At 56.4% G+C, this 11,839-nt stretch carries 10 protein-coding genes; 6 read left to right on the top strand and 4 right to left on the bottom strand.

Going from position 1 to position 11,839, the window contains the following annotated elements; genetic code table 11:
• Positions 1-80: 80 nt before the first annotated feature.
• The 4 genes from NE547_RS11150 to NE547_RS11135 all read right to left on the bottom strand — a co-directional run bounded on the left by NE547_RS11150 (position 81) and on the right by NE547_RS11135 (position 5,341).
• Positions 81-860 (bottom strand): enoyl-CoA hydratase/isomerase family protein, encoded by a 780-nt coding sequence (locus NE547_RS11150; protein WP_186908435.1) that lies wholly within the window; start codon positions 858-860, stop codon positions 81-83.
• Positions 861-880: 20 nt separating this feature from the next.
• Entirely contained in the window at positions 881-2,182 is a 1,302-nt protein-coding gene (locus NE547_RS11145) for an acetyl-CoA hydrolase/transferase family protein (protein WP_186908434.1), read from the bottom strand.
• Positions 2,183-2,202: 20 nt separating this feature from the next.
• A complete protein-coding gene (locus tag NE547_RS11140) occupies positions 2,203-3,612 on the bottom strand; it encodes an APC family permease (protein WP_256175963.1) in 1,410 nt (469 codons plus the stop codon).
• Between the two features lie 397 nt (positions 3,613-4,009).
• Positions 4,010-5,341, bottom strand: a complete 1,332-nt coding sequence (locus NE547_RS11135) for a sigma-54 dependent transcriptional regulator (protein ID WP_256175962.1) — start codon at positions 5,339-5,341, stop codon at positions 4,010-4,012.
• 303 nt (positions 5,342-5,644) lie between these two features.
• On the opposite strand from NE547_RS11135, the gene NE547_RS11130 reads away from it, so the two are divergent.
• From NE547_RS11130 to NE547_RS18640, 6 genes are all read left to right on the top strand, one after another.
• Positions 5,645-8,020: a 3-hydroxyacyl-CoA dehydrogenase/enoyl-CoA hydratase family protein gene (locus NE547_RS11130; RefSeq protein WP_256175961.1), complete on the top strand. Its 2,376-nt coding sequence runs from the start codon at positions 5,645-5,647 to the stop codon at positions 8,018-8,020.
• A 13-nt stretch (positions 8,021-8,033) separates the two neighbouring features.
• The gene (locus tag NE547_RS11125) at positions 8,034-9,215 is read left to right on the top strand and encodes an acetyl-CoA C-acyltransferase (RefSeq protein ID WP_256175960.1); all 1,182 of its coding nucleotides are present in this window, start codon (positions 8,034-8,036) and stop codon (positions 9,213-9,215) included.
• A gap of 60 nt (positions 9,216-9,275) precedes the next feature.
• On the top strand, positions 9,276-10,403 hold the full coding sequence (locus NE547_RS11120) for an acyl-CoA dehydrogenase family protein (RefSeq protein WP_186908429.1): 1,128 nt from the start codon (positions 9,276-9,278) through the stop codon (positions 10,401-10,403).
• Between the two features lie 393 nt (positions 10,404-10,796).
• A complete protein-coding gene (locus NE547_RS11115) occupies positions 10,797-11,084 on the top strand; it encodes a transposase (RefSeq protein WP_256175959.1) in 288 nt (95 codons plus the stop codon).
• Positions 11,081-11,656 (top strand): IS3 family transposase, encoded by a 576-nt coding sequence (locus tag NE547_RS11110; RefSeq protein WP_256175958.1) that lies wholly within the window; start codon positions 11,081-11,083, stop codon positions 11,654-11,656. Before NE547_RS11115 ends, NE547_RS11110 begins: the two co-directional genes overlap by 4 nt.
• 7 nt (positions 11,657-11,663) lie before the next feature.
• Positions 11,664-11,839, top strand: a 176-nt coding sequence (locus NE547_RS18640; protein WP_370866846.1) for an IS3 family transposase, incomplete at its 3' end; no start/stop codon positions are given.

The raw sequence follows: 11,839 nt of genomic DNA, 5'->3' as shown, positions 1-11,839 counted from the left end.
TGAGGCGGAGTATAGCTTCATCTATAAAAGGGAACCCGCCCCGGACACGAAGACGTCTGGGGCAGGTCCCGAATACGGGCTTATCTGCCGTGATAGACTGGGGGACGCTTCTCCAGGAAGGCGCGCAGGGCCTCCTTATAGTCTTCCGACTCTAGAGACTGCATCGTCTTGTCCCCGTCGAAGGCCACCAGATCAGCAATGTGAGCGGGGGGATAGATGTTGTTCAGGGATTCCTTCATGCACTTGACGGTGAAGGGCGGCAGGGAGATGATGCGTTTGGCCAACTTCATGGCAGTTTCCAGCAGTTGATCCTGGGGGACGATATCCATGACCATGTTGTAGTCCTTGGCCTGCTGGGCTGTGAGCAGATTGCCGGTCAGGGCCATGTAGCGGACTACCTTGGGCGGAAGAGAGTGGCTGGCTTCGGGCCCGCCGCCGATGATGCCCACGGTGACCTCGGTGATGCCGAATTTAGCCTCGGGGGCGGCTAGGACGATATCGGAGTAGGTGGCGATGCAGAAGCCGGCTCCCACAGCGGTGCTGTGGACACAGGTAATAACAGGTACCTTGCACTTGATTACAGAGGTCAGGCCCTTTTCCACCATATCGCCGTAAGGAATCTCGTGGGTGTCTTCGGCGCCGCTCTGAGCGGTCTCGTCCAATTCGTTCAGGTCGTTTCCGGCGCAGAAGAGTTTGTTCTTGGCCTGGAAGATGACACACCAGATTTCAGGATCCTGAGCCACCAGTTCGAAGACCTCGAAAATCTCGCTGTAGGCCTGATAGTTCAGGGCGTTAACCGGGGGACGGTCCAGGGTAATAATGCCGATGTGGCCCTCTTTCTTCAAAGACAGGTATTCCATAGTGCTTCTCCTTTCTTATTTTACCAAAGTTTATACTGCTCTGCACCCGCGCGCAGCATGTCACGGAAGTCGGGATGGGCAATGTTGATCAGGTTTTCCACACGGCCGGAGACGGGGACGCCTCTCATTTTGGCAATACCGTACTCGGTGACGATATAGTCGATGTCATTGCGGCTGATGGAGACGATGGAGCCGGGGGTAAGTATGGGCTGGATGGTAGAGATCGTGCCCTTCTTAGCAGTGGAGCGGATAGCGATGATGGCCTTTCCGCCCTTGGCGTGGTTGGCGCCAATGGCAAAGTCTGCCGCGCCGCCGGTGCCGGTATACTGGATGGGACCCATGCTCTCAGAACAGATCTGACCCATCATGTCCACCTGGATGGCGGAGTTGATGGAAATCATGTTGTCGTTCTGCGCGATGACATAGGGGTCGTTGGTGTAGGAGCCCCGCATGAGCCAGACGGCGGGGTTCTGGTCGATAAAGTCGTACAGTTCCTGGGAGCCCAGGGCAAAGTTCCCGATGATCTTTCCCCGGTGGAGGGTCTTTTTTTTGCCGTTGACAACGCCGGCCTCAGCCAACTTAGCCATGCTGCTGGTGATCATCTCGGTGTGGATTCCAAGGTCGTTTTTCTCCATGAAGTACAGAGCGGCAGCGTTGGGGATGTTGCCGATACCCAGTTGGATGGTGGCTCCGTCGGGCACCAGGTCGGCTACGTATTTGCCGATCTTCATATCCACCTCACCGGGGGCACCCTCCTCAAAAGCCACGATGGGCTCGTTGCTCTCATAGAGGTAGTCCACATCGGAAATATGAATCTCCACGTCGCCGTTGGTCTGGGGCAGATTGGGGTTGACCTCCAGAATGATCATCTTGGCCATCTCGGCGGCCTCCTGCTCGGCGATGACGCTCAGAGACATGCGGAAGTAGCCCTGGTCATCCATGGGAGAGACCATACAGACAAAGATGTCAATCCCGGTCTCCTCCAATCCGGCCCGGGCGAAGCCAGTGCTCAGATGGGCGGGCATGAACCAGGTGTTCCTGGTGTCGTGCATGGCCCGAGTATAATCATCGGAGAAGCCTGTACAGGGGATGATATGGCCCTTGCAGGCGGGATCCATCACGAAGGGATAGGGACGGTAGACGCCGGCATGGCGCAGAACCACGTTCTCCACCCGCGGTGCAATGGTGTGGAGTTTGCTCATAAAAGCGGCAGGCTCCAGGCCGTTGTAGGAGGTCCAGATCATGTCCCCGGACTTGACCATGGAGAGCGCCTGTTCCACACTGATTTTCTTCTTGCTGTATTCTTCACGATGCGGGTTCATTTTTTTACCTCCCTTTGTTATTACTCTGTTTCGATATCGTTGAGACCCAAGAGTTGACGGCGTTCCTCCAGGGAACTCTTGTTCTTCCGATTCCAGACTTGATCGACGATGAGGGCGAAGATTACATACACAGCCAAAACACCCCATTCGATGGGCATCAGACCCGAGGGCGAAAAGGGGAGATACAGGCACGTAAATGCCAGACAGCACAGGAGAGAGATCCAGCCAATCAGTTTGGGATGCTTGACCCGGTAGGGGCGAGGCAAATCGGGACGGATCTTTTGTAGACGCAAGAAGCATACCGAGGTCAGTACCCACTCCAGCACCACGTTCAGAGACAGCGCGTCCGCCAGAATGCCGAAAATGGTCATGTTCGCGCCCATGAAGACCATAAGGCTGCTGAGGATGAACAGGAATAAGATGCTCTTATAAGGAGTATTAAATTTGGGATGTATATCAGAGAAGATTCCGGGCAGAAATTTGGCCCGGCCCAGGCCCACTAACAGACGGCTGCCAGCCACATAGGCGGAATTCCAGGTAGTGAGCATACCCAGAAGAGCGGCAATCGCCACAAAAGTGCGGGCCACGATGGAACCGTTGAAAAGGACGGTGACCGCATCGAGCACCGCCAGACCGGCACCAGAGCGAACCTCCAGCGGGGCGGCAAAGCCCAGGCCCAGGACGATCATCAGATAGAAGATAGCGGCGGCCCAAATGGTAATGATGACCACACGACCCACCATCTTGTGGGGCACCTTGCCCTCCTCTGCGGCCTGGGGAATGGCATTAAAGCCGGACATGAAGCCTGGCAGCATCAGCAACACGGTGAAGACGGCCTGGGGTGTGGTGAACAACGGCTCCATGTTGGCGGGCTCACCGAGGGCGATGCCGCTGACGCAGAAGAATACGGCGGCGGCCAGCAAGAGATAGACCGCCCACTTCTGGACAGTGCCGGAGATGGAAGCGCCCAGGATATTGATGACGGCAAATATACCGTTGATGCCGATGGAGACGAGGATGTAGGACAGATAAACGGTTTCACCGGCAAACTGGTACAGCGGAACCACCTGGGGAACGGTAAAGCCGATGGTGGTGAGGATAACAGGGATGCCGATGGCCTCCACCGCCAGCAAGCCGACCCAGCTCAGCAGACACATCCATTGGGCGACTCGGGCGGCTCCCAGGCCGAGGGCTTCGATACTGAAGATGACCTCGCCGCCTGCCTTGGGGTAGGTGGAAGACAGCTCTGCGTAGACCAAGCCCACGAAGCTGCATAAAATGGCCACAATGACGAAGGCCAGAACGCCGCCCATGGTTCCGCCCAGACTTCCCCACATGCCGCTGTAGATGACCCAGGACCAGCCGACAACGCATCCAAGACCGAGGGCTAACAACGCTTTCCAGTCAAAGGATTTCTGCAGTGTTGACATAATATTAAGCTCCTTTCTGTGGGGCGGCTCACCGCCCGTACCTAGACCGCCTGAATGCGTTCCCCTCTCGCTTTCCTGCCTCTGCAGGGGTGACCGGCTTGCGGTGCCGGTCTGTGTGTACCTCTGTGGGAAACGATGCGCCGGACTGCCTTACGTCAGACAAAAAAGCAAATCCGATGCCAAACCTGCGAAAGGGCGCTTTTGTCGAAAAATGGAGCCGGTGCCGGTATCGCGCGGGAAAGCGTGCCGCTAAGGTTGTGCAATTTTGGTACATGTGGAGCAATAGAAACGGCATATTTTGCACAAACGTATGGGGTTGTCGGTAGAAAAGCGCAGGATTGGAAACGGCTCCGCGGACCACTTTGTGGTCTGCGGAGCCGTAATTCTATTGATAAAGTCATTTGTTCAGGTGGTATTTCGCCAGCTTGTACTGCAGAGACCGACGGGAGATGCCCAACTCCTGGGCGGTATGCTCCCGGTGGCCTCCGTGCTTTTCCAGGGCGGCCAGAATGGCCATAATCTCCTGATTTTCCAGAGAGAGGGGGGAGGCGCAGGCGCTATGTCCCCCGGCGCAGGAGGTAATCTTTTTCGGCAGGTCCGAGGCGTGGAGGTGGCGCCCGTCGGACAGAACCACGGCGCTCTCCAGCGTGTTTTCCAGCTCCCGCACATTACCCGGCCAGTCATAGGCCATCAGCACATCGAAGATATCGTCGTCCACCCTCTCAAGGGCGACCCCCGTTTTTTCCATGTGGGAGCGGATGAAGGTGCGCGCCAACTCGGGGATGTCCTCCCGGTGGTTGCGCAGGGGCGGACACTCGATACACACGATGCTCAGGCGGTAGTAGAGGTCCGCCCGGAAGGTGCCGTCGGCCACCGACTGCTCTAGATTTTCATTGGTGGCGGCCACGATTCGGGCCTCAATGGGGATATCCTGGGTACCGCCCAAGCGGGTAAAGCGCCGCTCCTGAAGTGCCACCAGCAGCTTGGCCTGGAGCTCGGGCGAGAGAGTGCCGATCTCATCCAGAAAGAGGGTGCCCTGCCCCGCAAGCTCTAATTTGCCCTTCTTCTGGGCGGTTGCGCCGGTAAACGCCCCTTTTTCGTAGCCGAACAGCTCGCTCTCAATCAAATTATGGGGGAGAGAGGCGCAGTCGATGTGGGTGAAGGGCAGACTGCGGCGGTCCGAGGTCAGATGGAGGTATTTGGCCACCACACCCTTGCCAGTGCCGCTCTCTCCCGTGATAAGTACGGTGGTGTTGCGGTTGCGTATCTTCTCCACAGTGGTACGGATCTGCACTATGGCGGCGCTTTTCCCAATCAGCGTGGGCGTCTGGACAGCGTGGGGACACCCCAGCTGAGCCATTCGTTGGCGGACCCTTCGGATTTGCTCCACCTTTTCCACCAGATCGGGAGGATCAAAGGGCTTGGTGATATAGTCGTCAGCCTGCATCTTCATGGCGGTCACCGCCCCGTCGATGGAGCCGTAGGCAGTCATCATAACGACAATCATGGGCTGGCCCTGCTGACGGATGGCCCGAAGCACCTGCAGGCCATCACAGACCGGCATGCTGATATCCAGCACGGCAGCATCATACCGTACATTCTGCAGTAGGGTGAGGGCCATATTTCCGTCGTTCGCCAGATCTACCAGAAAGGCGGCACGTTCAAATTCTAATTTCAACAGCTTGCGAATTGTTGGTTCGTCATCCGCAATCAGTATCCGAGGTCTCATAAAGCGCCTATCTCCCCCCTCTTTGTGTTTGTTTTGCGCCAAGTATAGTTATTGTAACACGCCAACTTCCCGTATACAAGGCATAACAGGTTTATCCAATTTTTTCATAAGTTTTGGACAGGGGCGGAAGCGGATCTGCCGGCAGAGCACAGTATACGGAAAATGGCTGGCCGTCTGAAAATTGGCATGCCGTTTGCATATTTTCTGTGCCAGGAGTCCCTTTCAACCTCAGCACACCGGTTCTGCCTTACATCGGAATCGTATCTCTAAGGAGTCGTTTAAACTTGCAAAGGAGTGAACAGGATGGACTGCATCAATAAAACAACGTCCTTCAGCATCCAAAAGGCGGCCGTAATCGGAGCCGGCACCATGGGTGCGGGTATCGCGGCCTTGGTCGCAGACGCCGGTATTCCCGTCATCCTTTTAGACATCGTTCCCCCAAAGCTGACTGAGGAGGACGTGATCAAGGGAGTGGATACCAAAAGCCGCACATTCCGCGACCGCTTTGCCCAAGGCGGCAAGGAACGGGTATGCGACCCCAAGCGGGGCACCATCTATGACCCGGAGCACGCAACTCTGATTACGGTGGGCAACTTGGAGGACGACTTGGAACTTCTGAGGGACTGTGATTGGGTGGTGGAGGTCATCATCGAGGATCTGAAGGCCAAGCAAGACCTGCTGGAGAAGATACGTACCTATCTCAAGCCTGGCGCGTTCATCAGCAGCAATACCTCGGGTGTCTCTATCACCGGCATCGCTCAGGGACTGCCCCGGGAGATGCGCAAGCAGTTCCTGGGTACCCATTTCTTTAATCCACCCCGGTATATGCACCTACTGGAACTGATCCCCGGCCAGGAGACCTGCCCGGACCGCATGGCTTTTATGAAGGAGTTTGGCGAGCGGGTGCTGGGCAAGGGCGTGGTGGTGGCCAAGGACACACCCAACTTCATCGGCAACCGCATCGGCGTATATAAGAGCGTACAGACCTTCCAGCTCATGCTCAAGTACGGCTATGACGTCGAGACCGTGGACTATCTGACTGGCCCGGTGGTAGGGCGTCCCCGTAGCGCCAGCTTTGGCACCACAGATATGGTGGGTTTGGACATCCTCTATCATGTGGCGGGGAACGTCCGGGAAAAGCTGCTGGAGGCCGGCAATACCGAGGAAGCGAGTGCCTTTGAGCTTCCCCAATTTATCCATGAGATGTACCAAAACCGTCAACTGGGAAACAAGACCAAGGGCGGCTTCTACATGAAGGCATCCGACCCAAGCGGGAAAAAGGTCAAGCTGGTGTGGGATCCGGAACGGAAGGAGTATGTGCCCAAGAAGGGTGTGAAGATCCCCATTGTGGAGGAGGCCCTCAAGGGCCGGAATACTCGGGAACGGCTGAACAAGCTTCTCTGGGATGACAGCGACGCAGGACGGTTCACTTGGGAGAGTACCAAAGGCTTTCTGCTCTATAGCGCGGAAAAGGCCGAGGAAATCGCATGGAACTATCAGGACATCGACAAAGCTATGAAGTGGGGCTACAACTGGGAGCTGGGTCCCTTCGAGACCTGGGATGTCATCGGTGTGGAGCGCTCGGTACAGCGGATGCGGGACGAGGGCGCTGCCATCCCCCGGTGGATTGAGGAACGCCTCGGACGGGGAGAGACATCCTTCTACAATATCGACCCGCTGGACCGGCGGCTCTCCGCTCAGTACCCCACAGTGAAGGAGTACGGCGACTCCGCCCTGCTGGACCTAGACGACGGGGTGCTCTGCCTGGAGATAAGGACCAAGGGAAATGCCATCAACGAGTCTTTTATGGAGCATCTGCTGGACGCGCTGGACCTGGTGGAACAGACCCCGGCGTATCGTGCCTTGGTGCTGGCCAATGCGGGAACGAACTTCCTCACGGGAGCGGACCTGACCCAATTTCTCAAGAACGCCGAGGCGGGCAACTATCAGGCACTGGAGGAGTCCCCCAGAAGGTTCCACAAGGTGAGCCTGCGGCTCAAATACGCTCAAAAGCCCGTGATTGCCGCGGTGGCGGGCAAGGTATTGGGCGGCGGCCTGGAGTTTGCCCTCCACTGCTCCCGGGTAGTGGCCCATGCCGAGAGCTATATGGGGCTGGTAGAAGTCGGGGTAGGTATCATCCCTGGCGGCGGCGGTGTAAAGGAATATCTCTACCGTTGCATGGAGAAGGTGGAGCCTTTCGGTTTCCCAGACCTGAATCCCGTGGTTCAGAAGGTGTGGAAGACCATTGCCACCGCCACAGTGTCCAAAAACGCCTTTGACGCACGACATATGTGTTTCCTGCGGGACTCCGACCGCATCGTGATGAACCGCGATCAGCTGGTAGAAGAGGCTAAGAAGGAGGCTTTGCGCATGAGCGTGGACGGCTTCCGCCAGACGGCCCCCAAGCCCGTCAAGGTTACCGGCATCAGCGGAAGGGCCGCATTGGATTATATGATTTCTACCATGCGCAAGGGCAACATGATCAGCGATTACGATGTGGAGGTGCTCTCTGCTCTGGCGAGGGTGGTTACCGGCGGTGACGTTCCCAAGGGTACTCTGGTAAGCGAGAGAGAGTTGCTGGATCTGGAAGCCGAGGGCAATGCTAAGTTGATCGTGACCAAGCAGGCGCTGGAGCGGGTCCGGGCCATCCTGACCACCGGCAAACCGCTCAGGAATTAAGGGGGTACGTGAAATGAAAGATGCAGTAATCGTGGCCCTGGGCCGCTCAGCCATCGGCAAGGCCCCCAAGGGCGTGTTCCGCCTCTCCCGCCCCGAGGATATAGGCGCACAGGTGCTCTCCGGCGTACTGAAGCAGGTCCCGCAGTTGGATGCCCGGCATATTGATGACGTGATCGTGGGCTGCGCTTTCCCAGAAGCGGAGCAGGGCATGAACCTGGCGAAGATCGTGATATCCAAGGCTATCCCCGGGGTGGATATCCCTGGCCAGACCGTAAACCGATTTTGCTCTTCCGGTCTGCAAACCATTGCCACCGCTGCCAATGCCATCATGGCGGGACAGGCCGAGGTGATAATTGCCGGCGGCATCGAGCTGATGAGCACTATTCCCATGGGCGGCAACATCGTCGCCCCCAATCCGGATCTGATCCAGTCTCAGCCGGACGCTTACACTGCTATGGGCATCACTGCCGAAAATGTAGCGGAACAGTACGGTGTGACCCGCCGGATGCAGGATGAATTTTCCATGGAGTCCCACCGACGGGCCAACGCCGCCCGGACGGAAGGGAAATTTGCCCAGGAAATTATTCCTGTAGAGGCGGTCACCACTTATGTAGACGAGACAGGGCACACCCGTATGGGGCTGCGAACCGTGGCGGAGGACGAGGGTATCCGTCCTCAGACCACGATGGAGAGTTTGGGCAAACTGCACACCGTGTTTAAGCTGGGCGGAACCGTGACTCCCGGCAACTCCTCTCAGACCAGCGACGGTGCGGCTTTTGTTATACTCATGTCTGGAGAGAAAGCTGCGGAGCTGGGGGTAAGGCCCATTGCGAAATTTATCAGCTTCGCCGTAGCGGGGGTGCCCTCTGTGCTGATGGGGATCGGCCCCATTGCAGCCATCCCTAAAGCGCTGAAGATCGCCGGGCTCCGCCAGGAGGATATGGATATCATTGAACTTAACGAGGCATTCGCCGCCCAGTCTCTCGCCTGCATTAACACCCTGGGATTGGATCAGAAGAAGGTCAACGTTAACGGCGGCGCCATCGCTATGGGCCACCCACTGGGGTGCACCGGCTCCCTGCTGACGGTTAAAGTGATACGGGAGCTGCAGCGCCGTGACGGACGCTACGGTATGGTTAGCATGTGTATCGGCGGCGGTATGGGTGCCGCAGGCGTGTTTGAGCGGCTGCCCTGAGGGCTGACGGAACGCCAAACTACCATCAAACGGAGCGCCTGAGGGCGCGGGAGGTTATTTATGAGTTTGTACACAGAAAATCAACTGAGCCTGAAGAGCATGGTGGCCGACTTCATGAAAAAAGAAGTTGTACCCATTATGGCGGAGTACGATCGCAAAGGCGAGGTGCCCATGGAAGCGGTTCGCAAGGGCTTCGAGATAGGCCTGCATCTGCTGGAACTCCCCGAGGCGTACGGCGGCATTGGACTGAGCTATGAAGACTACTGCATCGTGCAGGAGGAACTTTCCTCCTATGAGGCGGGCTTCAGCACTACCTTCGGAGCATCAGATCTAGCGGTCAAGGCAGTGATGAACGCGGGAAGCGAAGAGCAGAAGCAGTACTTCGGCGACTTCATTGCCCAAGGGCACCTGGGAGCCTTCTGCCTCACAGAGCCCCAGGCTGGTTCCGACGCCGCCGCCGTGCGCACCACGGCTGTACGGGACGGTGACGACTACATTTTGAACGGTACCAAGTGCTTTATCACCAACGGCGGCATTGCCGACATCTTCGTTGTCATTGCTGTGACCGATAAAAGCAAGGGCGTCAAGGGACTGTCTGCCTTCATCGTGGAGCGATCCAGGGGTGTGAAGAGCGGCAAGGAAGAGGACAAATTCGGCATACGCTTGTCCAACACCACGGACGTGATCTTTGAGGATGTACGGATTCCGTCCAAGAACCTGCTGGGTCAGGAGGGCCGCGGCTTTATCACAGCCATGAAGGTGCTGGAGCGAGGCCGGGTCAACTGTGCCGCCGGCGCGGTGGGCATCATGCGCCACGCCATTGAGCTGGCTGCCGATTACGCTAAGACCCGGGTTACTTTTGGTAAACCTATCGCGGCCAACCAGGGCATCCAGTTCATGCTGGCAGATATGAAGATTGCCGAGGAAAGCGCCCGGCAGCTGATGCTGTATGCCGCCCGTCTGTGTGATGCAGGGGAAAATTTCCAGATAGCCGCCTCTGCCGCCAAGGCCTACGCCGGTGACTGTGCTATGAAGGTCACTACGGACGCGGTGCAGATATTCGGTGGGTACGGCTATAGCCGGGAGTACCCGGTGGAAAAGCTGATGCGCGACGCAAAAATCTTCCAAATATATGAGGGAACCAACCAGATTCAGCGTTCCGTCATCGCTGGGGCTATGCTGAAATAAGAGTATAGTCACTTGCAGGACCGAATCTGGCACCTATTCTATGGGTGATCCGGTCTTGTCCCTATAGAGTAATGTCTAACTCCCGCGAAGGTGGTTGATCGTGCTCGATATAACTCGATTTCGGACAGCATCTAAAGGGAGAACGTTTGGACATAAGTCACAGCCGCCAGTATCAAATAAAAATAGGCAACAACTAAAAACAACATGATTTTAAGGCCCAGTTCAGTCCTGTACTGAACTGGGTTCTTATGTGCTGGGCGGCATCGGTCGCCCATGATTGAAGTGATGGACGTAGGGGTGCAACCGTGCAGGAATCTCTGGAGGGATATCATAGAAGTGCAGAGAGTAAACACCCAAAAGTGATAGAATAAGAAATACAGGAAGGTGTTTACGATGCGCAAATATGATAAGGAATTCAAAGAGGAAGCAGTCAAGCTGTCCGATGAAGTCGGCGTGAAGCAGGCAGCATCACAACTGGGGATCCCATATTATTCTCTGGCGGAGTGGCGTCAGAAACGGAAGACGTTCGGAGATCATGCCTTTGTGGGCAGCGGGATACGGCGAGATGCGCCGCTGTCTGAGAATGAGCGGAGACTTATGCGTGAAAATGCGGAACTCCGTAAAGCAAATGAAATTCTCAAGGACGCCCTTGGTTTTTTCGCAAAAGACCGGAAGAAGTGAAGCCTGAACTGCTGTATGAGTACATCACGCTGCGGCACAATGAACATACGGTTCACTCCATGTGTCGAGTTCTGCATGTGAGCGAATCCGGTTACTACCGCAGCGTACGTCGGATCACGGGAACAAAACCTTGGCAGCTTCTTCTGGTCAAAATTAGAGAGATCTATGCGGAGACACCAGGTAACCGAAACTACGGAGTCAGGCGGATACAGCTTGCTCTGGAGCAGCGAGGAATCCGTGTCAGCCGCAGTGGAGTTCGCCGCGCCATGAAACGCGGAGGGCTGTTGAAATCAGCTCCACACAGGGCAAACAGCCTGACCAGAGCGGATGCAGCGGCACAAAAGGCAGGAAATCTCATTCAGCGCGATTTCTCAGCTCAGGCGCCAAATCAAAAGTGGCTGACAGATATCACGCAAGTCCCGTGTGCAGACGGAAAGCTTTACGTCGCAGCCGTTCTGGACTGTTATAACGGTGAGATCATAGGTCTTGCCATGGATAACAACATGAGGAAGGAACTCTGTATCCACGCTTTTTGCTCTGCCTGCCAGGCTAAGGAAAGGCAACCCATATGATAATGCCATGGCGGAAAATCTCTTCTCCATTCTTAAAACGGAGTGCATTTGCCGCCGCAAACCGGCGACTTTCTCTGAAGCCAACGAGAGGATTGACCGCTATATCCACTTTTACAACCATGAGCGCATTCAGCTAAAGACTGGAGAGGGGGGGGGGGGGGGGGGGGGGGGGGGGGGGGGGGG

The sequence above is a fragment of the Flavonifractor sp. DFI.6.63 genome, assembly GCF_024462255.1.
GTDB lineage: Bacteria > Bacillota > Clostridia > Oscillospirales > Oscillospiraceae > Lawsonibacter_A > Lawsonibacter_A hominis.
The sequence above is the reverse complement of the archived record's forward strand: the minus strand, read 5'-3'. Positions and strand labels throughout refer to the sequence as shown.